Annotated in this window: 32 protein-coding genes; 8 read left to right on the top strand and 24 right to left on the bottom strand. The window is 61.3% G+C overall.

What is annotated here, in order from left to right; genetic code table 11:
- Positions 1-2 precede the first annotated feature (2 nt).
- From AU465_RS00450 to AU465_RS00415, 8 genes are read left to right on the top strand one after another with little or no spacing between them, the layout of a single operon-like run.
- Complete coding sequence (locus AU465_RS00450; RefSeq protein ID WP_192242895.1) at positions 3-764, top strand: hypothetical protein; 762 nt, start codon at positions 3-5, stop codon at positions 762-764.
- Positions 757-1,851, top strand: coding sequence for a phosphoadenosine phosphosulfate reductase domain-containing protein (locus AU465_RS00445; RefSeq protein WP_192242893.1), 1,095 nt, complete (start codon positions 757-759; stop codon positions 1,849-1,851). Before AU465_RS00450 ends, AU465_RS00445 begins: the two co-directional genes overlap by 8 nt.
- A gap of 50 nt (positions 1,852-1,901) precedes the next feature.
- On the top strand, positions 1,902-2,882 hold the full coding sequence (locus tag AU465_RS00440) for a radical SAM protein (RefSeq protein WP_246505794.1): 981 nt from the start codon (positions 1,902-1,904) through the stop codon (positions 2,880-2,882).
- A complete protein-coding gene (locus tag AU465_RS00435) occupies positions 2,879-3,238 on the top strand; it encodes a helix-turn-helix domain-containing protein (protein WP_192242888.1) in 360 nt (119 codons plus the stop codon). Before AU465_RS00440 ends, AU465_RS00435 begins: the two co-directional genes overlap by 4 nt.
- Positions 3,235-4,071: a DUF6551 family protein gene (locus AU465_RS00430; RefSeq protein ID WP_192242886.1), complete on the top strand. Its 837-nt coding sequence runs from the start codon at positions 3,235-3,237 to the stop codon at positions 4,069-4,071. Before AU465_RS00435 ends, AU465_RS00430 begins: the two co-directional genes overlap by 4 nt.
- On the top strand, positions 4,072-5,259 hold the full coding sequence (locus tag AU465_RS00425) for a DUF7146 domain-containing protein (RefSeq protein WP_192242884.1): 1,188 nt from the start codon (positions 4,072-4,074) through the stop codon (positions 5,257-5,259).
- Positions 5,243-6,610, top strand: a complete 1,368-nt coding sequence (locus AU465_RS00420) for a replicative DNA helicase (protein WP_192242881.1) — start codon at positions 5,243-5,245, stop codon at positions 6,608-6,610. Before AU465_RS00425 ends, AU465_RS00420 begins: the two co-directional genes overlap by 17 nt.
- A gap of 11 nt (positions 6,611-6,621) precedes the next feature.
- The gene (locus AU465_RS00415; RefSeq protein WP_192242878.1) at positions 6,622-7,677 is read left to right on the top strand and encodes a hypothetical protein; all 1,056 of its coding nucleotides are present in this window, start codon (positions 6,622-6,624) and stop codon (positions 7,675-7,677) included.
- Between the two features lie 4 nt (positions 7,678-7,681).
- Here the strand turns inward: AU465_RS00415 and AU465_RS00410 are convergent, their stop codons facing one another.
- The 24 genes from AU465_RS00410 to AU465_RS00295 form a co-directional block, all read right to left on the bottom strand.
- A complete protein-coding gene (locus AU465_RS00410) occupies positions 7,682-7,906 on the bottom strand; it encodes a hypothetical protein (protein WP_192242874.1) in 225 nt (74 codons plus the stop codon).
- Between the two features lie 27 nt (positions 7,907-7,933).
- Positions 7,934-8,122, bottom strand: coding sequence for a hypothetical protein (locus AU465_RS00405; protein WP_192242870.1), 189 nt, complete (start codon positions 8,120-8,122; stop codon positions 7,934-7,936).
- 43 nt (positions 8,123-8,165) lie between these two features.
- Positions 8,166-8,462, bottom strand: coding sequence for a hypothetical protein (locus AU465_RS00400; RefSeq protein WP_192242867.1), 297 nt, complete (start codon positions 8,460-8,462; stop codon positions 8,166-8,168).
- Positions 8,459-8,734: a hypothetical protein gene (locus AU465_RS00395; RefSeq protein WP_192242864.1), complete on the bottom strand. Its 276-nt coding sequence runs from the start codon at positions 8,732-8,734 to the stop codon at positions 8,459-8,461. Before AU465_RS00395 ends, AU465_RS00400 begins: the two co-directional genes overlap by 4 nt.
- Before the next feature lie 58 nt (positions 8,735-8,792).
- Positions 8,793-9,269, bottom strand: a complete 477-nt coding sequence (locus AU465_RS00390; RefSeq protein ID WP_192242860.1) for a hypothetical protein — start codon at positions 9,267-9,269, stop codon at positions 8,793-8,795.
- Positions 9,266-9,403: a hypothetical protein gene (locus tag AU465_RS00385; RefSeq protein ID WP_192242837.1), complete on the bottom strand. Its 138-nt coding sequence runs from the start codon at positions 9,401-9,403 to the stop codon at positions 9,266-9,268. The genes AU465_RS00390 and AU465_RS00385 overlap by 4 nt, the downstream gene beginning before the upstream one ends.
- Positions 9,404-9,465: 62 nt before the next feature.
- Positions 9,466-11,043: a DUF4942 domain-containing protein gene (locus AU465_RS00380; protein WP_192242834.1), complete on the bottom strand. Its 1,578-nt coding sequence runs from the start codon at positions 11,041-11,043 to the stop codon at positions 9,466-9,468.
- 80 nt (positions 11,044-11,123) lie between these two features.
- Positions 11,124-11,660, bottom strand: a complete 537-nt coding sequence (locus AU465_RS00375) for a hypothetical protein (protein WP_192242831.1) — start codon at positions 11,658-11,660, stop codon at positions 11,124-11,126.
- A gap of 59 nt (positions 11,661-11,719) precedes the next feature.
- Complete coding sequence (locus AU465_RS00370; RefSeq protein ID WP_192242829.1) at positions 11,720-11,953, bottom strand: hypothetical protein; 234 nt, start codon at positions 11,951-11,953, stop codon at positions 11,720-11,722.
- A gap of 4 nt (positions 11,954-11,957) precedes the next feature.
- Positions 11,958-12,746, bottom strand: a complete 789-nt coding sequence (locus AU465_RS00365) for a DNA N-6-adenine-methyltransferase (protein ID WP_192242827.1) — start codon at positions 12,744-12,746, stop codon at positions 11,958-11,960.
- Positions 12,746-13,249: a hypothetical protein gene (locus AU465_RS00360; RefSeq protein ID WP_192242825.1), complete on the bottom strand. Its 504-nt coding sequence runs from the start codon at positions 13,247-13,249 to the stop codon at positions 12,746-12,748. Before AU465_RS00360 ends, AU465_RS00365 begins: the two co-directional genes overlap by 1 nt.
- Before the next feature lie 62 nt (positions 13,250-13,311).
- A complete protein-coding gene (locus tag AU465_RS00355) occupies positions 13,312-13,695 on the bottom strand; it encodes a hypothetical protein (RefSeq protein WP_192242808.1) in 384 nt (127 codons plus the stop codon).
- Complete coding sequence (locus AU465_RS00350; protein ID WP_192242805.1) at positions 13,688-14,083, bottom strand: hypothetical protein; 396 nt, start codon at positions 14,081-14,083, stop codon at positions 13,688-13,690. The genes AU465_RS00355 and AU465_RS00350 overlap by 8 nt, the downstream gene beginning before the upstream one ends.
- The gene (locus tag AU465_RS00345) at positions 14,080-14,838 is read right to left on the bottom strand and encodes a hypothetical protein (RefSeq protein WP_192242787.1); all 759 of its coding nucleotides are present in this window, start codon (positions 14,836-14,838) and stop codon (positions 14,080-14,082) included. Before AU465_RS00345 ends, AU465_RS00350 begins: the two co-directional genes overlap by 4 nt.
- A 1-nt stretch (position 14,839) precedes the next feature.
- A complete protein-coding gene (locus tag AU465_RS00340; protein WP_192242781.1) occupies positions 14,840-15,658 on the bottom strand; it encodes a hypothetical protein in 819 nt (272 codons plus the stop codon).
- 51 nt (positions 15,659-15,709) lie between these two features.
- The gene (locus tag AU465_RS00335) at positions 15,710-15,937 is read right to left on the bottom strand and encodes a hypothetical protein (protein WP_192242778.1); all 228 of its coding nucleotides are present in this window, start codon (positions 15,935-15,937) and stop codon (positions 15,710-15,712) included.
- A gap of 36 nt (positions 15,938-15,973) precedes the next feature.
- Positions 15,974-16,237, bottom strand: coding sequence for a hypothetical protein (locus AU465_RS00330; RefSeq protein WP_192242774.1), 264 nt, complete (start codon positions 16,235-16,237; stop codon positions 15,974-15,976).
- 85 nt (positions 16,238-16,322) lie between these two features.
- Positions 16,323-17,657: a DNA polymerase III subunit beta gene (dnaN, locus tag AU465_RS00325; protein ID WP_192242771.1), complete on the bottom strand. Its 1,335-nt coding sequence runs from the start codon at positions 17,655-17,657 to the stop codon at positions 16,323-16,325.
- A 53-nt stretch (positions 17,658-17,710) separates the two neighbouring features.
- A complete protein-coding gene (locus AU465_RS00320; protein WP_192242768.1) occupies positions 17,711-17,908 on the bottom strand; it encodes a hypothetical protein in 198 nt (65 codons plus the stop codon).
- A gap of 135 nt (positions 17,909-18,043) precedes the next feature.
- Entirely contained in the window at positions 18,044-18,430 is a 387-nt protein-coding gene (locus AU465_RS00315; RefSeq protein ID WP_192242764.1) for a hypothetical protein, read from the bottom strand.
- A gap of 102 nt (positions 18,431-18,532) precedes the next feature.
- Positions 18,533-18,967 (bottom strand): hypothetical protein, encoded by a 435-nt coding sequence (locus AU465_RS00310; protein WP_192242761.1) that lies wholly within the window; start codon positions 18,965-18,967, stop codon positions 18,533-18,535.
- Positions 18,968-19,081: 114 nt separating this feature from the next.
- Entirely contained in the window at positions 19,082-19,570 is a 489-nt protein-coding gene (locus tag AU465_RS00305; RefSeq protein ID WP_192242758.1) for a hypothetical protein, read from the bottom strand.
- Positions 19,571-19,670: 100 nt separating this feature from the next.
- Positions 19,671-19,859 (bottom strand): hypothetical protein, encoded by a 189-nt coding sequence (locus AU465_RS00300; protein WP_192242755.1) that lies wholly within the window; start codon positions 19,857-19,859, stop codon positions 19,671-19,673.
- Positions 19,860-19,945: 86 nt separating this feature from the next.
- Positions 19,946-20,758: VWA-like domain-containing protein (locus AU465_RS00295; protein ID WP_210324935.1), on the bottom strand; the 813-nt coding region annotated here is incomplete at its 5' end.

Here is a 20,758-nt window from a genome sequence, read left to right as displayed (position 1 = left end):
GTATGACAACGGGGTTCAAGACGGAAGCCGATCTATGCTCGGCCTTCATCGCTTCGCTGCCAAAGGGCTGGACTGCCTATGCTGAAACGCAGGGATACGACATCCTTCTGGTGCGGGTCGAAGACGGTTTGCAGATTGGCGTCGAGGCGAAACTGAGGCTCAATGCCGAGGTTGTCGTCCAAGCGCTGGAGGATTGGGGCTACAACGCCATGGCGGCGGCGCCGGACTTCCGCGCCGCGCTGGTGCCATCGACCAGATGTGGAAAGGGCTTCTCCGAGATTTGCAGCAAGCTCGGCATCACAGTGATCAGGATGAGACATCCCGATGACGAATATGGGTTAAGGGGGTGGCGACCGCCAGCGTTCGCGCCAGACCTGCCGGACAAGCGTCTGAACGAGTATTGGGGCGGCCGCGAGCGCGACTGGTATGATTGGTGTCCGGCAACACGCTTGGAATTGCCGGAATACATTCCTGATGTTGCCGCCGGCGCCTCTGCGCCCGTCGCTCTGACGCAATGGAAGATCCGCGCCATCAAGCTGATGATCATCCTGGAGCGTCGCGGCTACGTCACCAAGGCCGATTTCAAGCATGTCCAAATCGATCATAGCCGGTGGACGCGCGGCTGGCTTGAGCACGGCGCCGAACGCGGCCAATTCGTCGCTGGTAAATATACGCCGGACCTCAAGGCGCAACACCCAGTGAACTGGGCCCAAATTGAGGCCGACTTCGAGAAGTGGAAGCCTGCTGAGGGCGCCAATGCATAGGCAACCAACGCTCTTCGACGGCATAGGATCGAGCTATCCCGGCGTCGCCGCAACTCCCGAGGTCAGTGACCTCTTGGCCGGCGCCGCCTCTGTCGCGATAGGCGTCTCTGGTGGCAAAGACAGCCATGCAGCTGCTGTTGCTACGGTGCGCTACCTCGATCAGATCGGCCATGTCGGTCCGCGCGTGCTGATCCATAGCGATCTCGGGATGGTCGAGTGGAATGACTCTCTGCCAATGTGCGAGCGGCTCGCCCACCATCTCGGCATGGAGCTGGTAGTCGTTCGCCGAAAGGCGGGCGGACTGATGGAGCGATGGGAAGCTCGATGGGAGAGCAGTCGCCATCGGTACGAGACACTTTCCACGGTCACGCTTGTACCCTGCTGGTCGACGCCGGCCATGCGCTTCTGCACTTCCGAACTGAAGACACAGGTGATTGTCCCTGAGATCAAGAGACGCTTCTCGGGACCGGCGATCATCAACGTGACTGGTATCCGCCGTGCGGAGAGCGCGGCGCGGGCGAAAGCGACGGTCGCGAGCACTGCTGACGGTCGTATCTGGGACTGGCGGCCGATCGTCGATTGGTCTGAAGGGCAGGTTTTCGAATGCATCGACGCCAGCGGGTTGCCGCCGCATCCGGCTTATCGGCAGTTTGGCATGTCGCGTGTGTCATGCCGCTTCTGCATCATGTCGAACGGCTCTGACCTCCAGGCCGCTGCCAGGCAGCCGGAGGCGCGACCACTCTATCGCAGAATGGTTGCACTCGAGTCTCGCAGCTCATTCGCATTCCAAGGGGCACGCTGGCTCGGCGATGTCGCTCCAGACATCCTTGAGGCGGACGCTCGCGCCGCTTTGGATGAAGCCAAAAGGATTGCCGCCGCTCGCTCAGCGGCCGAGCGGCGTATCACCAAGCCGATGCTCTATGTCGGCGGCTGGCCGACGCGGATGTTGACCGACGGCGAGGCTGATCTCCTCGCCGAAGTTCGGCGCGAGGTCAGTGGACTCCTCGGCTTCAAGTCTGGCTTTCTCGATCGCGACAGTATCCACGGCCGATACGCTGAATTGCTTGAACAAAAGGCGGCCGCATGAGTGTCGTTCGCCTTACCCAGCTCGACGGCAAGCTGCCCAATCTGGCGCTGATGAAACTGGCGGCGTGGCATCGCGCCCGCGGAGACGAGATTCATTTCTACACCGGCGATCGAGGCGCCGAGCGCCACCTCGGCGAGCCTGCCTATGATCACGTGTATGGATCGGCGATCTTCAGCTTCAGCGCGCCGCTGGTCGAGAAATTTCGTGCGCAATGGCCCGGCGCCGTTGTCGGTGGCACATGGGACAAGTCGCCGATCACCGTCGAGGACGTCACCGGCGGCGCCTACGAGCATTACGACTACTCGATCGCTCCCAAGAAGTTCCATGCAAGCATCGGCTACACGCAACGTGGTTGCCGGCTGAACTGCGGTTTCTGCGTAGTGCCCTGGAAGGAAGGGAAGCCAGTCGCCGTCAACACCGTGGCGCGCATCTGGCGCGGCCCAGGCTTTCCGAAACACATTCACCTCATAGACAATGATTTCTTCGGGCAGCCGCGCGCGGACTGGGAAGCTCGCATCGCCGAGATCCGCGATGGCGAGTTCAAGGTTTGCTTCAACCAAGGGATCAACGTCCGAGCCCTGACCAAAAATGCCGCCGTGGCCTTGGCCAGCGTCCAATACCGCGACGACGGCTTCCGCGAGAGGCGGCTCTACACGGCGTGGGACAATATCGGCGACGAGCGGGTGTTCTTCCGCGGTGTCGACTTCCTCGAGTCCGCCGGCGTGCCTGCGAAACACCTAATGGCCTACGTGCTGATCGGGTTCGATCCGGGGGAGACGTGGGAGCGCCTGCTCTATCGGTTCCGGAGGATGGTGGCGCGCGGCATCCAACCTTACCCGATGGTCTTTGGCGACAAGCGCCGCAGCCTTCCCCTTGGCGGCTGCAACCAGCGACTCGAGCAGCGAAACCTGGGCGAATTCCAGCGGTGGACCGTGACCGGACTGTATCGGGCCGTCGAGTTCGAAGACTACGATCGATCTTCGAACCGCATGAACAAGGGCGCCCCTGATCTTTTCGAGGTGCCGGCATGAGCAAGAAGGCAACGGAATCGCTGCCGGCGCTCCTGCGGACCAGGGGTGTCCCGGAATGGGTCCGCCAGATCGTCAAGGAGGCCGCGGCCGAATTCGGCGTCGCCGCCGTCCACATCTACACCAAGAGCAGGAAAGCCGATGTCTGCCTGGCCAGGTACGCCTCGATCTATCGGGTGAAGGAGAAGAAGCGGCGGCTCTCCTCCGGCCAGATCGGCAAATGGTTCGATCGGAACCACACCTCGGTTTTCTTCTCGCTCGCCCGTCACGCACAGATCACCGGCCGGCCGGCGCTGACCAGCTACGACCTGAGCGGCAGGCCGATCAAGCAACCCAACCGGAAAGGAAAGGGCAGATGAAGTACGTTGATCCCTCCGAATACCGCGCGTTTGTGGGGGAGCCGATCACCGAGAATCTCGGCGTTGCGCCTCGCTTGGATTGGGTTCCGATCGGATGGCTCCGCATCGATCCCGCCTATCAGCGGGAGGTTCTCCGCCAAGGCGCGCGCAATATCGGCCGGATCGCACGAGAGTTCGACTGGAGCCTTTTCGGCATTGTTGTCGTCGCCGAGATCGAGGGAGGTCTCTACGCCATCGTCGACGGTCAGCACCGCACGCTCGGCGCCGCGCTGCGCGGCATCGAGGCGGTGCCATGCCTGATTATCGAAGCCGATCTCAGCAAGCAGGCCAAGGCCTTCGCCGCGATCAACGGTGCGGTGACCAAGATCCACGGGCTCGCGATTTTTGCCGCCGAAGTTGCTGCGGGTCTGCCGGCTGCGATCGCGCTGCGCGACGCTTGCGACGCCGCCGAGGTGACGATCTGCAAGTATCCGGTGCCCGCGAACAACATGAAGCCGAACGAGACGCTGGCGATCGGAACGCTGCAGCGGTGCCTGAAAACTTATGGCTCTGATCACCTGACAGTTGCCTTGCGCTGCGTCACCCAGACGCGGCGTGGCGAGGTCGGTCATCTGCGCGAGCCAACCATCAAGGCGCTGTGCCATGTGCTCGAGGTCGAACCGTCGTGGAAGGAGCCGGAGAACCGCCTTCTGAAGGCGATGGAGAAGTTCGACTTCGCCAAGGAGCTGGAGAAGGCCACCGTCACGGCGAAGCAGCAGCGGAACGAGACCCACACAGTGCTCGGCAACGTGTTGTTCGCCTTCCTGGATGCCGAGCTCGGTGTGCCCGCCTAAATGCCTCGGTACGACGACACACAAGAGATTTGCGATCGGCTCAATGCCGACGTCGAGTCGATCATCAAGCGGTTCTGGCCGAGCTACATCGTGCAGGGCGACAAGGCGCTTTTGACGCCGCGCCAAAAGGACAAGCAGAAGCGGCCGACCAGTTCATTTGTCGTCGATCTGAAATCGAACCGCGGGCAATGGTATCGCCACTCCCAAAAGATCGGCGGCTGGGCCTTGGCCCTTTTGTACTACGGCCATAGAGACCGAATTCCAAACGGCAAGGACGATCTTCGCGAGGCCTTCCGCTACGCGCGTGAGCATCTCGGCATTCAGCCGCAGCGCCAGGAGGAGTCGCCGGCCGAGAAGGCGGCGCGAGAAGAGCGCCAGGAGAAGGAGCGCATCGCCCGCGAGGAACGCCAGCGCAAGGAAGCCGAGAAGAAAGAACGCAAGCGCCAGTATCGCGCCCAGACCGCCAAGGCGATCTGCGAGCAGATGGTGTCGATCAAGGGCACGCTGGCGGAACGCTATCTGGTCGAGGGGCGAGGCATCGCGGCGGTCTCGGAATGGCCGTGGGATCCTGATGGCGTCCTCGGGTTCATCGCCGATCACGAGTACGAGCGTGAGGCGGAATGGGAGAACGGTATCAAGGTAAGGGAGGGACGCCGCTTCCCCGCGCTGATCGCCCGGGTTCAGGAAGCATTCGGCGACACCGTGGCGTGCTGGCAAATCTTCCTCGACCCGGAGGAGCCAAAGAAAAACGGATTGGTGGATGAGGCGAAGGTCGGCCTCGGGCCGGCCGGCGGCGGCGCGGTGCGGATCGGCGGCACCGGACCGCATATCGGCGCCGCCGAAGGCCTGGAAAGCGCCTTGGCGGCCTGGGAGCTCGAATCCTACCGCTATCCGGTGTGGTCGATGCTTTCCACCGGCGGGGTGTCGTCCTTCGAGCCGCCGCTCGAGGTGGAGCGCATCACCGGCTGGCCGGACGGCGATAAGGCGGTGCTGACGCCGTCCGGAAAGATCATGGAGCCGCCCGGCATAAGCCATCAGCGCCAGCTGCGCGACCGCATGGCGACGGCTGGCATCGCCATGACCATCAACGAAATGACCCGTGACGGCGACGCGCTCGATCTGCTGCTCACCAAGAAGAGGTTCGAAGCCCGCATGGCTGGAAGGGAATTCAATGTCGCGAAACAATAATCCGCTGGAAAATATCGCGGCCGAACAGATGATCCTCGGCAAGGTGCTTCAAAGCGAGAGCAGCTTCTGGAGCGTCGCCGACGTGCTGCAGGCGCAGCATTTCGTGCGGGAGATTCACCAGAAGGTCTATCAGGCGATCCGGGACATCTTCACGGAAGGCAAGCGCATGTCGCTGGCGCTGATCGAGTCCCGGATCGGGCCCGAGTACGACGATGACGGCAAATCGACTTCGTCGCTGCTCACCGCGCTGCTGCGCGATGCGGAGAACAATGAATCCGCGCTCGACCAGGTGGAAGTGGTGGTCGATCTATGGCGGCATCGGAAATTGATTGCCACGCTCGAGCATGGGCTGAAGGAGGCAAAGAAGCCAGGAACGATATCGACCGATCTCCTCTCCGACATGGATGTCCGGATGAAGGACATCAGCGTCAACAGTCAGGCGGAGCCGCTGAAGTCGCTTGGGCAGATCGCCGCCAGGGCGATGTCGACGTCAGCGAAGGCAAAATCCTCTGGAATCCTACCCGGCTTCGACACCGGCCTGTCTTCTCTCGACGAGATCCTCGGCCGTATCCATGGCGGTGACCTTGGCTTTATCGGGGGCAGGCCTGGTGATGGGAAATCAGTGCTCGGCGCGCAGCTGGCAGATCGCGCTTCGCTGTTCGGGCCGGTCCTTTATTTCCAGCTGGAGATGAAGGACGAGGATATGGCACGCCGTGCGCTTGCCGCGCAGACCAATATCTCGGTCGCCGACATCGAGGCAGGGGCCTACGACTTTGACGCATTGGAAGAGCTGAAAGCGGCGACCGAACGGCTCCAATCCTCCCGCGTCTACATCGACGATCGGCCGCAGCTGGCGATCGAACAGATGCGCGATCGTGCCATCCAGATGAAGCGGTCAAAAGGCCTGCTCGCCATCGTCGTCGACCATATCCGCCTGGTCCGAACGTTCCAGAAGACGCGCGATCGGTTCGAAAGAGTGGAAGTCGTCACCGGCGGATTGAAGTGGCTGGCAAAGGATACGGATGCCGCCGTCATAGCTCTGAGCCAGGTGACCAGAGCGTCCCAAAGGCGAGAGGATCCACCGCCACAGCTGAATGACTTCGACGGCGGGTCGAGCATCGAGCAGGACGCCGACTGGGCACTTGCTGTTTTCCGTCGAGACCGGTGGCTGAAAAGCCAGCGACCGCAAGACCTGGAAAGCAATGAGGGCAAGCAGTGGGCCGAGGAGATGGTCAAGGCCAAGGGCAAGATCGAGGTCTACTGCCGCAAGCGGCGCCGTGGCGAAGACGGCGAAATGCGAGATTTTCTATTCGAGGGGCGGCGCGGAATCCTCAAGGAAATCGAGCGGTAAAGGGGGCAACGATGCAGCACCATGACGAAAAGCAAGATCATCCCAGGCTAAAGCTTGAGGCGTATCTGCACAAAGAACTGGGACCGAAAACGTACGTTGTGTGCGTGCTCTGGATCGCAGGCTGGACGATCGCGCGGATCGCTGCTGGCAGTGGCCGCACGGGCGGATCGATCCGGGGGATTGTCAACCGGTGTCTCGTGAAGCCGCGCGATTCCCTCGCGATTGAGGAGCGGCAAAATATCTTGGATGAACTGGCAGCCATTCGGCAGGACCATCGTCCGGACGGGGGAGGTTGGATCTTGAAGGATAGCCATTTCGTCGCTGTCGAGCTTCCGCCGGCGCCGGCGGGCCGGGTGTCAACGGCATCGGCCGCGCCGCTACCTGAGCCCAACATGCGCACGCGTGCCGGCCGGAAGGAAGCAATTCGCCGCAAGAAGGAAGCGGCGCGCCAGGAGGCAATCGCTGCGGAGAAGCGGCGCGACAAGGAGCGCGGCGGGGCCTGGAAGCGGGGCGTCGACGGATCGGCGCTGGAGCACCTGTATCTCACGCTCCTCTTGTCGGACGAGGAAGAGAAGACTGTCGACGCGAAGCAGGCAAAGAGCTTGGCGAGCAAGGATCGCCGCAAGGAAGCCGGGCTCGCGCTGCGCGGCTACATCGACGGCTGTCGAGTCGGCGGCATGAGTTCGGTCGACTTCGAGCGGGAGGTGGCGGGCGGCGGCGCGGGGCTCGCGATCCCGGCACATCGCCTCGAATGCATCTCGGCGCTCGGCGCCATCAAGAAGATGATGCCGGATCGTGATTATCTGCTGATCGAGGGGATCGTCGACCGTGACGAATTCCCGTGGCGGGATGTCCCGAGCAAGACGGCCAAGTCGTTTCTCTATGAGGCGATACGGCGATCGCTCGACGTCGTCGCGGTGTTCCAAGGCCTTATGGCCAAGGACACCTTTGCTGACCGATGGGGCTACAATCTGAAAGAGGCCGACGCGATGGACTTCGACGACGCGCTGTCGGTCTCCAGGCAGGCCAGACACATGTTCGGCAAGGCGCAGAGAGAGGCGCGATAAGCTGTCACAGTGTCTTCTCCACCCAAATGTCAATCTTATGCCGGCCGAGGCCGACGGCATGCACGATGCGTTTGACGATGTGGCGATCGCCCGCCGGCGCCGAGGCTATGACCAGGTAATCGCCTGGTCGGGGTAGAACCGCTACTTGGCAGTGCCAGTAAGCTTGGGAAGGCTCCTCTTCGTAGATGGTAATGCTGATCGGCAGTTCGTCGCCATCCTCAACGTGCATCGGGCATCTCCGGGGTTGGTTTCATGGCTATGCAGCTTCCTGCCGATCGATGAAGAATTCCGCCACGACCTGGCGCAGCTCGTCAAGGTTCTGCTCGCTGACAAGGCATTGGCAGGCGAAGACGTGGCGATAGAGTCCGGGGGTGTGGTCGATCAGGTATTGCAGTTGCGCCAGATCGGCGGCTGCGATCGACTCGAGGGTCGGCTTGGTCGTCATCTGAAAATCTCCTTTCGGTTAGCCCAAGAGGGCGGTTCGGCTTTCAGGAGCCTGATCGTTCCAGGCTCGTGTCGCCGTAGCGTGGATCATCATCCGGCGGCGCCAGCGCCTTCCGGATCGCTTCTACCACGGGGCGGACCGCTTCCGCCTCGTGGGCATTCTCCGGCGCCCAGGGCATCAGGCCGGCGGCGACTGCCGACATCGCAAGACGTGTCCGCAGATCAAGCTTGGCGTCATCCTTGCCTAGCTCCCAAGTGACGTTGTGCGAGACGCCGAAATGCTCCTGGACGGTCTTGGGGGTCAGGCCGGTGCGCGCCATCCAATCCTTGAAGATGCTCATCGGCGGTCCTTCCTGTGCCCCATGTCGACCATCTGCTTGTCGGCGATCTCCATGATCTCGGCGCGGTGCTCTGGGCTCCGCCCGGCGAGCGTGACAAGCACGATCTCGGCGAGCGTCGGCGAGCTGGAGTCGTTCGGGTCAAGATACTTCGCGACGCCATCGGAATGCCGCCCCGTCATGAACATGAAATCGTTGATCGATAGCCCGGCAGTCTTCATGGCCGCGCGGAACTCGTCGGCACTCCAGCGGCGGAAGACAAATCGTGCCGGCATTCTTATAGCTCCGTCCAAGGTAGCCTCCACGGGTTAGGGCGAGAGCCCGATTCTCGTTCTAGCGCTTTATGATCTTCAGCGCGTGCTTGAAGTCGTCGTGCATAGCAGCCTTTTTGTCGGGGTGCAGTCCCTTACGGGCGAGCTCACCCGAAATCCGGTGGTGACGGCGCGCTCGGGCGTCGTCGTAGAGGATCTCCTCATCGGGGCAGGATTCCACCCAGGTGATGAACCGTTTTGCCGCATCCTGACCGTGCGCGGCGGCAAGACCGATCGACAGATGCCTAGCGATCTCGTTGATGCGATCACGGCTGATGACGCCGCCGGCGTCGACGCATAGGTTGGAGGACTGCCGCCGCAGGCTGACGAAGGCCATCCGGACGGCGAGGACCGCCTCGGTCTCCTGGAAGGTCATCCCTTCTTTCCGACATTTCGTCCGGAAGTCATGGAGGTGATCCTCCGGGCGGGCCGGGATCAAGCCGATCACGACAACGGCGCCGATGACGACAAGGACTATGAGAGGGCCAAGCGTGATCAACGGCGCTTCCTTTCCTGGTTGGTTTTGGCGTTGTCGGCTTCGATCTCGGCCGCCCATTCCGCAAGCGTTTTATGCACGGGGCTACGGTGGATGATGGCGCGGATGGTTCGCAGCAATGTGCCGATTGGGGTCATGTTGGTCTCCTTTCGAGGTTAGCCCAAGAGGGCGAGGGAGGGCGCGCGGCGCGCGCCCGGCATTACCAATAGCGGCTGAGCCGGGCGCCGTCTTTGCGGACGCGCAGGATCACCGTGTTGACGTTGGTTCCGACATCAGAGAACGAGCCGGCCGGCAAATCGTGCCAGGCCGCATTCATCTTCTCCATCAAAGCTCGGAACGCCACCGTCTTCTTGGTCTCTCTAAACTCGGTGCCCGCCGACATGATGGCAACGAGGTAGCCATCATCCTTGAGGAATTTCAGCGCGTGCATGACGTGGTCGATATCACGCTCGCGGTCAAAAGGCGGGTTCATCACGACTTTGTCGTAGAGCCCTGTTGTCGCCGGCTGCAGCTGGAGAAAGTCCTGGCAGAAGACGCGGCCGAAAATCCCCTCCTGCTCGAGTTCGGCGGCGAGATGCGGCTGAATCTCGACACAATCCACCTGATTGTCGAAACGGTATTCGCGGCGCCAACGTTCCATATCCTCGGGCCTGCCGTAGCCGCAATGGTTGGAGAAATTTTTGAGGCTTGAGATACAGCCGCGCGCCAGATTGCCGGTGCCGGCGCTGGGCTCCAAAATCCGGAGCCTGGGCTCGTCCGCCCGGCGGGTCACCTGCACGAATTCAAAGAGGCGGCGCGCTGCATCATCCGGCGTCGGATAGAATCCGTAGCGCTTGGCGGGAGTGTGTTTGATGCTGGCAAACGGGTCTTCCTCTGCCTGCATGCCGTCGCCGATCACTTCGCCGTAATATTCGGCAAGCAGCTTGTTGACTTTCTCGACGAGATCATCGCGCTGGAACCACATATGCGCGTTGCCGTTCTTGAAACCGCGAATCTTGAAATATTCGGTTTCCACCTCGCTTTGTCTTGGCCCGTGGTGTCCGCGGCGATCGACGTCGACGGCGTTCAGCGCCGACGTGAAACCGGCCTCGGAATGGCCATCCATGACCGAGAAGACACGTTCGATGTCGATGAGGGTGTCGCGGATCGCCCCATAGTCGAGGGCGCCCCACGAATTGAAGGCGCGAGTCAGAATGAGGCGCGAGCCGATCTTGAAACCGTCATGGGAGCGAAAGCGACGGTCAAGCTTCGAGAAGACGTTTGCCACGCCGCGCCGGAAGATGAGACCGGCATCGGCCATGAATCGCTCAATCGTAGCGTAGATGTTCTCGACGGTCAGCGGCGGCATCACCTTCGCGTTCTCGCCTTCGAATTCCGCCAGATTGAGCAGGGCGCCGGTATGGTAGTCGTAGCGCTCGGGGATATAGGCCATCTGCGCGCGCAGCTTGTCCTTTTCCTGCTTGTCCATCAGGCGTTCCAGATCGGTGCGCTGGATGATCCATGCCCATGCGTCGATGTCGATCAGCCGGCGCGCGGTGCGCAGATAGCTCTCACGCTTCGGCAACTTGACTGCGTTGTGGAACGCCTCGATCTCCTTCGCCTGGGCATAGTTGTAGTTGTTGACGCCAGGGTGAGCGCGCTTGGCCATTTCCTGGGCGGCCTTGATGGCTTCGGCGGCTTCCTCGATTTTGCCGTATGCGATCTCGTACAGATTCACAGCTTCGTTGCGATAACGAACGATATCCTCGATTGTGGCGCGCGGGACGATGGCATTCATGAAAATCTCCTTCTAGGTGAGGGCAAGAGCCCGGTTGATGCCGTTCAGTTCTGGCCGAGTTCGAGGGCTTTCGCAAGGCCTCAGTCTTCGGTGGACACCGCCGTTTTGAGGCGGTCCGAATCCACGGTGATGCTGTCGCGCTGGATGCGGACGTTCACCGGTTCGTCATGTTTGGTGTCGTAGCAGCGCACGACCACTGCCGTATCATCGATCTCGATCCAGATTTGGCGCTCTTTGCCAGCCGGCTTTCTCAGATTGTCGGGGTGCCAGACACGGATATGAAGTGCCTCGGGCAAGTTCGCCTCGATCTCCATCGGCCAGGGCAGGAAGGTGATGCCGTCATGTTGGCCGTCCGAAATGCGCCAGTCGCGCATGGCAAGGCCTTTCAGCTCGGTTTCGCCGATTTTGACGGTGGCGGTGCCGGCGATGTCCGCGTTCATTTCCGCCAGGCTGTCCTGCCAGGTCTCGGCCGATGCTGTCGCCGGCAAGCCGTGGCCGGTGCGCATGGCGTTGACCATTGAGGCGGCTTCCATGTTGGCGGTCGCCAGCATGGCGTGCGCCTCGATGCGCGGCGGCTCGGACTGGGACGGCTTGCCTTCGACAAGATGGATCTTCATGGGGAAACTCCTTTGCGGTTATGCCAAGTGGCAGGGGACAAGTTTGGTTGCGGCGAATTTCATTCGCCGTAATCGGCGAGAATAGGCCAATCGGTGTCGTTCAAGGTGGCCAGAGCTGATTCGATTGCTGCCTTGGCTTGCCTGAGATCGCCCTTAACGCCGCTCGGGTCTGACAGAACGCCATAGCCATTGGTGAATATGGTGTTGAGCGAGCCACGAGCTTCTGCCGCTTTGTCGATGATGATGTCGGTTGCTTTGTAGCAGCGTGAGATTTTCTGGTGATTCACGGTCATGGCTTCAGACCTCCAAGCTGGCTTGCTGCCAGACGCCGCCGCCCAAGGGCTCGAACGGCCCGCGCTGAAGGGTCTGGCGAATCTTCGCTTTCCAGTTGGGGTTCCGCTTTGCCTTCGGCGAGCCGGCGAGCTTCCGGTAGAGCCAGTCGAGGGTGACGGGCTCGTTGCGACCAGCGATCAGCGCCATGACCTCCTCGACCCATGTGCCGACCGTTTCGAAGCCGAATGTCAGCACGCGCCAGCGAAGCGGCACGAAGCTACCCTTGAGACCGGATTCAGCCAGGATGTCGGCGCTGTCGACGCCATAGGCGCACAGCACCGATGGGGCGCCGCCGTTCGCTGGTGCGCGTCCGCCCTTCGGCACGAAGATGTCGCGGCCGTTCTGGTTGAACGTCTGATCTTCGGCGACGTGGAAGAAGAGGCGACCCTCAAGGAACAGCAGCGCGTCGCATTGCTCCCATACGGTACGGTGGAACGCCTCGGTCTCGGTGCGGGCAAATGTCAGGGCGATGCCGTCGCCGTGCTTGGCGAGCCTGCCAAGCCATTTTCCGATGACGCCAGAGGTATAGGGCGGGTTGCACCAGATGCGGCCATGCCAGGGCTGCAGAAGCCCGTCGTCCTCGATGGTGTAGTGCAGGCGCGCCGTCGGCCAGGGCTGGCCAAGCGCTGCGCACGGATCAAGGTCGAACGCCTCCGGCCCGCCAAGCGCCTGCAGCAGATCGGGGGGCGTCAGCCAGACCTCGGTGTTCGCCCGGGCGGACTGGTGGCCACCAATTCCTTTGCGGTTGCTCATCAGTTGGCCTCCTTCGCCAGCCACGCTTTGACGTCATCGGACAGCGAGTAGCCGGGCAAATCCGTACCTTCCGCCGCGTTGCCGGCATCGACTATGGCTTTGATGGCGCCAAGCGGCTCGGGCTGCTTGAGCGCTGCCTCTAGCGCGGCAATCGAGACGGATGCACCTTGGCCCTTGATGCGACCGGCTTCGACCTTGCCGCGATCTTTCGACCATGACCAAGCGCCAGCGCCGTAGTCGCCGCCTTCCTCGTGTGAGACTTCATAGGCGATGCCGATCTCCTGCAATTCGGCTTCTTCCTCGCTGATGTCGGCATAATTACATTCGGAAAGATAGAACGTCGGTCCCTCGCCGATGGAATCTCCAACGACAAGGCTTTCCCCCAATTCCAGCGTCTTCCCGGTCTTGGGATCGTACTCGGCCACCTGCCAACGATTCTCCTCAAACAGCGAAACGATCTTTTCGAATGCCTCGACGGTTTCGATTTGCCCGCGCAGGCGCAATTCCAAATAACAACGGTCACCCATGTGTCAGATCCTTTTCAGGTTAGGGCAAACGCCCGGGTTCAGATTGCGTCGATTTCGGCGATGATCTTCTCGGCTTCGTGCCATATAGGCGCATCCCATCCGCCCATGTGCTGTGCCCATGAGAGTAGACCGCGCAGAGCCTTCTCCAGCTCTTCCGCCTTCCAGATCGCGCCTTCATAGGATTCGACCACGCTGCCGAAATAGCTGCCATCGGCGTTGCGATAGCTGGAAAGCGATTCCCAACGCGATTCCCGGTCCCTCTCCCAATGGTGCTCCCAATGGGAACGAATCATTCTGGCTCGCGTGATCCGCTCGGCGTGCTGCCCATCGCGGGCGCGCACGATCTCGGCGAAATCGCCTTGCTCGTCGTCGTTGTCGTCCCACGCGATAACAACGGAATAGACCTTGAGCGCATCAGCCATTGGCGTGGCCCTCCGCCTTTGTAATTGCGGCATCGATCCGCTCCAGGCATGCCTTGTCTTCGTCAAGGATGTCGTTGCTGTCGACAACTCCGACCAGCCAAGCCTGCGCCTCCTTCAGCGCCGCCAGCAGTTCGGCGTCTGGTTTCGGATCGTAGGGACTTGGCAGCGGGTGGCCGCCGTAATCTGCAAGCTCTTTTCCGGTCTCCGCGTCGGACACGTCGATGATGGCCAGGTCTTGCCCGCTGTCGGTCGTAGTCTCAGTTATGTCGATATTCTCACCGACAAAATCGGCGGTCAGCAGCGGAAAGGCGGCCTCGATGCTCTCAGCTTCGACCTCGACATTGCCGTAGCAGCGAAGGGTGATGCCCATGTGGAAATTCATTTTCATGATGCGCGCCCCTCCGCCTTGGCGAGGGCGACAACGGCAGCCGCATGGCGCTGGCGAATGTCGTGCGATGCCAGCGTAGCCGCACTATCCTCCGGCCAGCTAACCGCGTCAGTCATTCCCTTGAGCGCGGCCAGCATATCGACGGTGAGTGTTTCGACATAGGCGACCGCGTCCCTCTGGTCCTGGTGCCCGCGCTTGTCGGCGGTGCCGGCAAGGGCAGCGATCAGCCGCAGCTGGTCCGCCAGCGATGGCCCATGGTATGGACCGGTGACGGGAGAGGGAATGACGTAAGCCGATTCTGCCTTGGCGATGGCGGCTTCAACAAGCCGCTGCGCATCGCCCCAAGGCTGGCGTTGCGTGACAGGCCTTTCCAGTTCGCCACGGGCGCACCGCATGACGGCATGCAGCGCCGCCAGCATGTCGGGCGCGGCTGTCTCGCGCGGGATCGCGGCGCGCAAGCCGGCGAGGATATCGCCGATGCCTTCCTGTGTCTCGTCGTCCTCGAATCCAGAAATGAATTCCTCGGCGAGCATGAGCGCGTCAACGGTGTCGTTGGCGTAGTCGGGCGGCGTGTCGGTCACGGCATCATCGCGCACGGTGTAGACCTCGCCTTCCAGGCATGAGCCTTGCGCCTTGGTGACGCGGACGCGCGCCGCCTTCAGCATCGGTGCGGCCTCGAACCGCTCCAGCACAACACAAGGAATTGCTCCATAGGGTTGCCAGTTCAGGAAAGCGGCTTTCTCGTTCGTGGCCATGTCAGCGACCCTCCTTGCGCGGCGCGCTGTATTCCACGCCGTTGAGCAAGCCCAAAATTGTGTTGTAGTCGTCGCCGTTGGGCGCGATCTCAGCCTCATTGAGTGCGGCGTCATACCGCGCGACATTGGCCAGCGTGTTGCCAACCTTGGTGAAATCGGTTGTCGCGCTGGCAATGATCGCCTTAGCCTTCTCCCGAAACTCGCCGAACCATTCGACCATGTCGCCGCCGTTGACTTCGCCGGCCTCCTTCAATTCCTCAGGGATGCCGCCAGGCAATGGTAGAACCGTTGGTACGTCGAATTGCGGCCAGTCCGCCAAGGCGGATTTCAGCAGCGCCAGCGCGGGCTTGTCTGCGGCCTCGGTGGCGACACGCGCGGCAAGCACGCGTTGGGCGCGGTCGGCGACCGTGCTGCATTCCTCCAGCTTGTTCGCGATTGGCTCATCGACCAACGCGCCGCACTCCATCAGATCGGAAACCAGATCGTGCAAGGTGCCGTAGTGCTGGTGCATCAGCCGCAAGGTTTCGGCCAGCTCCCGCGCGTCGACGGTCTCTTTGGCGCGCGGCTTGGCGATCCTGGCCACATCGTCGGCGATGCTGGCGCTGCCGCTGTCGAAGTAGAGCCCATAGCCGTCCTTGCCATAGCTGATAAGCACGGCGGTCGCCTCGCTCGGGGAGAAGCCGTCGCCCCTGAACGAAAGATGCTCGATGTCGTAGCCCTTCAGATCGGGCGAGCGTTTCGCCTGCCAGTTGCAGCGGTGCTGAACGTTGGCGGCGGCAAGCCGTTCAAAGAAGGCGTCGATTTGCGGATTGCGGATCATTCGAAAATTCCTTTCCGGTTAGGGCGTGCGCCCAGGGTTTCAAAAGGCTGGCTAGGCAATTATGTCGCCGACGTTCACAGCGTCGATGAGAGCGCTTTGGATGGTCTTGTAGTCGTCGCGCTTGAATGATGCGGGCGTGTAGCGGTTCAGGACACGCTCCAGGTCATCGCGCATAGCCTTCGCGTCGACAGCCTTTGATATCATTAGTTGCTCACTCGCCAGCAGCATGAGGATGACGGCGTGCTGATAATCCTGGTCGGTTCTCGGTTTGTCGGTCATGGTCGTTACTCCGTTTCGTGTTGGATTGCGGACGGATCAGGCGGCGGTCTTGCGGTAGAGCGTGCGCAAGCGAAGCGCGCCGACGGGCACGGGCGGTCCGATCAGATCGGGCAACCATTCCAGATCGTAGAGAAAGCAATTGTGCGTGACGCGCTTCTGGCCACGACGCGGCTTCGATTCGAAGTGGAAGGGATAGACCGCGACGGGTAGCTCGGAGAGCGAACGGTACAGCGCGACTTGCGAATAGCCGTGGCGGGCGTAGTCGCGGTCCGGCTCGATGCGGGCGAGAAGCTTCAGCATGTGCAAAATCCTTGTCGGTTAGGGCAAGAGCCCGGGCAGAGAGAGAAGAGCGGGCGGCGACGGCGCGCCGCCCGGAAAGCGCCTGCTAGATGCGCGTCGGCATCAAGACGCCAAGCCAGCCCTTGCGCTCGCCTGTAATCAGCGTCGGGGAGCCGGCATCGGCCAGGGTAAGCGTGATCGTCTCGGAATGCGCCGTGTCGATGAACGCCTGCAGATAGCCAGGGTTGAAGCCGATTTCGAATTCGTCGTTGGCATAGGCAGCGGCGATGTCGGCGATGGCGCAACCGTTGTCGACGTCGTGAACCGTCAACCGGCAGGCATCGGCGCTGAAACCAAGCTTCACCGCGCGGTTGCGCACGTTGGAAATCAGCGACACGGAGCGAATGCCTTCCGCGAGTTCCGCCGCCTTGAACATCGCCGGCTTATCGTTGCCGGTCGGGATGACGCGCTGATAGTCGGGGAAAGACCCGTCAATCAATTTCGACGTGATGGTGACGCCGTCGTCGAAGCTGAAGCGCATCTTCGTGGCGTTGACGCCGATAGCGACGGTCTCCGGACACGCCTTGCCCTTCAAGAGCTTCTGGAGCAGCGCGACCGTCTTGCGGGGCAGGATGACGCCAGGCATGCCGGACATGCCATCGCTGGCGGCCAAATCCTGCCGACACAGACGATGACCGTCCGTTGCCACCATGCGGAATGCGCCATGATCGCCGTGATAAGCGTCAATCGCGCGCGGCGCGACATGATGCAGATAGACGCCGTTCAGATAGTACCGCGTTTCCTCGGTTGAGATCGCCATGGCGACGCCGCCGAAGCCTTCGACCAGATCGGCGCCCGGAACCGAAAACGAATTGCTGGCTGTGCCGAATTCCAGTTTCGGAAAGTCGGCGACCGGAAGCATCTGCAGCTGATACTTGACCTTTTCCAGATCGACCGTCGCCGCCCAAGCGTCATCGCGCAGCGGCGGCGACGTGAGACCGACAAATTCGCTGGCAGATGCGCGCTTCAGCAAATCCCGCAAGGTATGGGCCGGAAGCGTAAGCGCGAAATGCGCGTCGACCGCGCCCGAGACCGCGACTGACATTTCGATGTCCAGATCGGTGCCGACAACGGCCAGGCCATTGCCAGATGCCGCCAGCATGACATTCGAAAGGATCGGAATCGCGTTGCGCTTTTCCACCACGTTGGCGATGAAATCCAGGGCGCGGGTGAGCCCGGCACGGTCGACAACGGCGGTTGCCGGTTCGAGGGAAGCAGCCGGCGCTTCCGCCGCGGCCGGCTCGGGTTCGGCGGTTTCGGCGACCGGTTCGACCGGGCGCGGGGCGAAGGGGACGACGTTCGAAACGCCGCCGATATCTTCGAGAGCGACGGCGGCAACGCCGGCGGCAAGTCTTGCGATGTCGTGATTGAATGCGTTCATAAGCGGAAATCTCCTCTGTTGGGTTAGGGCAAGAGCCCGGTTTCGGCCTAGGCCTAGGAAAGGATTGCGAGATGGCTCCAGCCGTGCGGTCCCATGACTTGCGACTGTGCGACCACAAAGCCGCCTTTGGCATCTTCCGCACGGTAAATTGCAGGCGCGGCATCCATCATTTCGCCGAACGTCTCATATTCGCGTTCGAAGATTTTCTTGCCGTCGCGATGGATGTTGAGCTTGTGAGTGGCGTTTGCCATGTCGCTATCCTCTTAGGGTTAGGGCAAGAGCCCGTTGCGATTTGGAGTATCAGCGATTTTCTCGGGTGCGTCAACATGAAATAAGAATGCATCCGAAAAAATATTCAGGATATCAGAAGTTTTTGCCTCGAAAGCCTATTGGCTCCGCAATCCAGAGGCAATCGCTTCCGCCTCGGAAGGCGTGAAAGATGATTGCCTGGCAAGAGCCTTGAAGAAACCGGAATCAAATCTGGTGTTCCGCGACGCGCAAATGCCTTCCATGAAGAAAATCAGATCGCGATTTTCTGCATTTCCTCCAGATCGTCGGAAATCCAGTCGATGTAGCAGCAATCGGCATAGATGAATCCGCCTCGCCGTCATCAAAGCCGATGTCGCGGCAAAGTGCCCGTCGACCGTGCCGGCGGCAACGTCGTCGCATTTGCGCCGCGTCGGTTCCATTTCGAAGTAGGCCAGCGCCGCCGCGCGCGGTGTGTCACGCGTAATGGAGGCACCTTTCGCGTATGCCTGATATTTCGTTGTCATGTGTTGATCTCCTTTCAAGGTTAGCCCAAGCGGGCGGGTTTGGCGTTGACGATCAGCCGTCTTTTGCTTCTGCTGCGATGAAAGCTTGGACCGCCGGCAGCTCTAGGAATTGCCGCGCGAAGCTTGTATCTCGGTTTCGTGGTCACCGTTCCATGATGCATATCGCATCATGATATCCAGGCTGTAAGCTTCATCCGGGATAGAATTCAGGCCAACGCCATTTTCGCGATAATAGTGCAATTCCTCTTCGATGCCGTAGTCCGTGAGACTTATGCGCAGCCAGCATCCGCAATGAGCGCAAAAGCGGTGACTATCAGATCCCGCGCGCTCGCCGCCGTCGAAATAATATTGCTCGGCACGTTTGCGGTCTTTGCGGCGCAAGTGCTTGAACATGAACAAACCGCATGTGCGGCACCAATCGTTTCCTGAATTGGTCTCATATTCGCCATGGGGCGTAGAAATCCAATGTGGGTTGGAATCTTTCGCCTTTGCTGCAATCGCGTTTATCTTGGTCGCTAAATCGAAGTCGTATGTCATAGCCAAAGTCCTTTCGGTTAGCCCATGTGCGGGCGGGAAATCGGATCCAGGCTGGATCCGACCGGCAATGCTCCTGTTAGGTCGCCGGGCGGTAATGCTCCTGAGAGGCGGGCGCTACTGCAGCGCCCTAGTCCATCCCTTTCCTTTCTCCCAAAAGCCGGCAAAGGCGGGAACCGGCGGCGGGAAGTCCGAAAAATCGGTCCCATAGCGCTCCGGTTCGGCGCGCATGCGTGAAAGCCAACTGTCATGTTCGGCGGCGCGCCATGCGTTGAAGGCGGCAAGCGTGGCGGCGTCGACCTCGCCGCGATTGTCGCAAACACAACGGCGCAACATGCCGATTGTGCTTTCGATCTCGGGCGCGATTTCGTCCGGTCGATAGTTCAAAATCGACCGCTCATAATCGCAAAGGCGCGTGCGCAATTCCGCGCGATATGTGCCGGCATCGTCGCGGATTTCATATTCGATTGTCCCCATGTAGGAACAAACGCGGCGGAAATGGTAGCGCGCATGAACGGGCGGCACGTTGACGTAAACGGGCGCGCCGTCGGCGATTGCCCGATTGACGGCGGCGGAAAGCACATTGTGAAGCGGATTGTCAGACATGGGAATCCTTTCCCGCGCCAGCTCCAGGCGGCGCGCTTGTGTTGCCTTTGCCCGGGCGCGGCATTGCGTCCGGGCGCTTGTGCGGTCTCGGGCGCGCCGCCTATGCGGTCGCGTTCAAGGCATTGTCGGCATGGAAAAGAGTTTCCGATTTCCAGCCTATAGCGTCGACATTCAAGGCGGCGCGATTGCGCTCCAATTGCCTGTAAAGCGCGGCGGACTTGCCGCGCGGAAGCGGACCGTAAACATGCCGGCTTCCGTTTTGGATGACATACACCACGTACTTTTCCATTGTTGACCTTTCCCGCCGCCGGGCGGCGCGCTTCCGTTTGCCCGGGCGGCGCGCGCCCGGGCTTGTGTGTCTCGGGCAGGCGGGCGCTATTCCAAGCGCCCGATATAGAGGCAATCACCAAACGGCGGGCGCGCCGCCAATTCGGCATAACGGCGGGAATCACCATGAATTGCCCAATAGACCGGCAAGCCCGGATCGCTGCCGAAATCGTCGCAATACATGTCGGTTAGGTAAATTGCCGCCGTGGCGTCCGCCGCGTTGTCGGCAATCCAGCGCATAGCGTCGCTAAAGCTTGTGCCGCCGCCGCCGCGCGCCTGCAGTTTGCCTTTGATTTCGTCGCCGGCTTCAAACTCTTGAACGTGGCGGACATGCGTGTCCGCGAAAAGCACGGTCAAGCGTTGCACCTTGCCGGACTCGAGCGCTGCAATCGGTTCTGCCATGCATTGCGAAAGCATGTGTTCATCCATGCTGCCCGACGTGTCGACGGCGCAAACCAAATGCTCGAGACCGTCGACGACTTGCCCGGGCAGATAGAAACCCTGGCCAATCAAGCGCCGGTTTGGTCTCATAAACGAGTAATCCGACGACACGCGGGAATCGATCAAATCCGCCAACACGGCGCGCACGTCGACAACGGGCGCGGCGCTTTCTTCGATCATGCGGGCAAGGTGACCGGGCAATGTGCCCGCGTTTGCCGCCTTTGCCACGGCAACGGCTTGTGCGGTGCGGATTTGCCATTCGTCCGCGCTTTCCGCCGCCGCCGCCGCGCTACCGTCGCCGGGCGCGATAATGCCGCCGATACCGTGCCATGCCTTGCCAGCGCCAGCGCCTTCAGCGCCCGCCGTGGCGTCCGCGCCTTCCTGCCCGTTGCCGGGCGCTGGCGCGCCCGTGGCGGGCGC

It is taken from the genome of Mesorhizobium silamurunense, from assembly GCF_014843905.1.
Classification (GTDB): Bacteria; Pseudomonadota; Alphaproteobacteria; order Rhizobiales; family Rhizobiaceae; genus Mesorhizobium; species Mesorhizobium silamurunense.
The sequence above is the reverse complement of the archived record's forward strand: the minus strand, read 5'-3'. Positions and strand labels throughout refer to the sequence as shown.

What these genes read in the sequence shown, in the direction of transcription:
- AU465_RS00440 (WP_246505794.1), top strand. Translation starts at nt 1,902, where the DNA reads ATGAAACTGGCGGCGTGGCATCGCGCCCGCGGAGACGAGATTCATTTC.
- AU465_RS00380 (WP_192242834.1), bottom strand. Translation starts at nt 11,043, where the DNA reads ATGAATGCCATCGTCCCGCGCGCCACAATCGAGGATATCGTTCGTTAT.
- AU465_RS00400 (WP_192242867.1), bottom strand. Translation starts at nt 8,462, where the DNA reads ATGAGCATCTTCAAGGATTGGATGGCGCGCACCGGCCTGACCCCCAAG.
- AU465_RS00345 (WP_192242787.1), bottom strand. Translation starts at nt 14,838, where the DNA reads ATGGCCACGAACGAGAAAGCCGCTTTCCTGAACTGGCAACCCTATGGA.
- AU465_RS00370 (WP_192242829.1), bottom strand. Translation starts at nt 11,953, where the DNA reads ATGACCGTGAATCACCAGAAAATCTCACGCTGCTACAAAGCAACCGAC.
- AU465_RS00450 (WP_192242895.1), top strand. Translation starts at nt 3, where the DNA reads ATGACAACGGGGTTCAAGACGGAAGCCGATCTATGCTCGGCCTTCATC.
- AU465_RS00405 (WP_192242870.1), bottom strand. Translation starts at nt 8,122, where the DNA reads ATGACGACCAAGCCGACCCTCGAGTCGATCGCAGCCGCCGATCTGGCG.
- AU465_RS00435 (WP_192242888.1), top strand. Translation starts at nt 2,879, where the DNA reads ATGAGCAAGAAGGCAACGGAATCGCTGCCGGCGCTCCTGCGGACCAGG.
- AU465_RS00385 (WP_192242837.1), bottom strand. Translation starts at nt 9,403, where the DNA reads ATGACCCCAATCGGCACATTGCTGCGAACCATCCGCGCCATCATCCAC.
- AU465_RS00425 (WP_192242884.1), top strand. Translation starts at nt 4,072, where the DNA reads ATGCCTCGGTACGACGACACACAAGAGATTTGCGATCGGCTCAATGCC.
- AU465_RS00300 (WP_192242755.1), bottom strand. Translation starts at nt 19,859, where the DNA reads ATGGAAAAGTACGTGGTGTATGTCATCCAAAACGGAAGCCGGCATGTT.
- AU465_RS00430 (WP_192242886.1), top strand. Translation starts at nt 3,235, where the DNA reads ATGAAGTACGTTGATCCCTCCGAATACCGCGCGTTTGTGGGGGAGCCG.
- AU465_RS00335 (WP_192242778.1), bottom strand. Translation starts at nt 15,937, where the DNA reads ATGACCGACAAACCGAGAACCGACCAGGATTATCAGCACGCCGTCATC.
- AU465_RS00355 (WP_192242808.1), bottom strand. Translation starts at nt 13,695, where the DNA reads ATGGCTGATGCGCTCAAGGTCTATTCCGTTGTTATCGCGTGGGACGAC.
- AU465_RS00340 (WP_192242781.1), bottom strand. Translation starts at nt 15,658, where the DNA reads ATGATCCGCAATCCGCAAATCGACGCCTTCTTTGAACGGCTTGCCGCC.
- AU465_RS00420 (WP_192242881.1), top strand. Translation starts at nt 5,243, where the DNA reads ATGTCGCGAAACAATAATCCGCTGGAAAATATCGCGGCCGAACAGATG.
- AU465_RS00415 (WP_192242878.1), top strand. Translation starts at nt 6,622, where the DNA reads ATGCAGCACCATGACGAAAAGCAAGATCATCCCAGGCTAAAGCTTGAG.
- dnaN (WP_192242771.1), bottom strand. Translation starts at nt 17,657, where the DNA reads ATGAACGCATTCAATCACGACATCGCAAGACTTGCCGCCGGCGTTGCC.
- AU465_RS00445 (WP_192242893.1), top strand. Translation starts at nt 757, where the DNA reads ATGCATAGGCAACCAACGCTCTTCGACGGCATAGGATCGAGCTATCCC.
- AU465_RS00395 (WP_192242864.1), bottom strand. Translation starts at nt 8,734, where the DNA reads ATGCCGGCACGATTTGTCTTCCGCCGCTGGAGTGCCGACGAGTTCCGC.
- AU465_RS00310 (WP_192242761.1), bottom strand. Translation starts at nt 18,967, where the DNA reads ATGACATACGACTTCGATTTAGCGACCAAGATAAACGCGATTGCAGCA.
- AU465_RS00410 (WP_192242874.1), bottom strand. Translation starts at nt 7,906, where the DNA reads ATGCACGTTGAGGATGGCGACGAACTGCCGATCAGCATTACCATCTAC.
- AU465_RS00350 (WP_192242805.1), bottom strand. Translation starts at nt 14,083, where the DNA reads ATGAAAATGAATTTCCACATGGGCATCACCCTTCGCTGCTACGGCAAT.
- AU465_RS00330 (WP_192242774.1), bottom strand. Translation starts at nt 16,237, where the DNA reads ATGCTGAAGCTTCTCGCCCGCATCGAGCCGGACCGCGACTACGCCCGC.
- AU465_RS00320 (WP_192242768.1), bottom strand. Translation starts at nt 17,908, where the DNA reads ATGGCAAACGCCACTCACAAGCTCAACATCCATCGCGACGGCAAGAAA.
- AU465_RS00305 (WP_192242758.1), bottom strand. Translation starts at nt 19,570, where the DNA reads ATGTCTGACAATCCGCTTCACAATGTGCTTTCCGCCGCCGTCAATCGG.
- AU465_RS00315 (WP_192242764.1), bottom strand. Translation starts at nt 18,430, where the DNA reads ATGACAACGAAATATCAGGCATACGCGAAAGGTGCCTCCATTACGCGT.
- AU465_RS00365 (WP_192242827.1), bottom strand. Translation starts at nt 12,746, where the DNA reads ATGAGCAACCGCAAAGGAATTGGTGGCCACCAGTCCGCCCGGGCGAAC.
- AU465_RS00375 (WP_192242831.1), bottom strand. Translation starts at nt 11,660, where the DNA reads ATGAAGATCCATCTTGTCGAAGGCAAGCCGTCCCAGTCCGAGCCGCCG.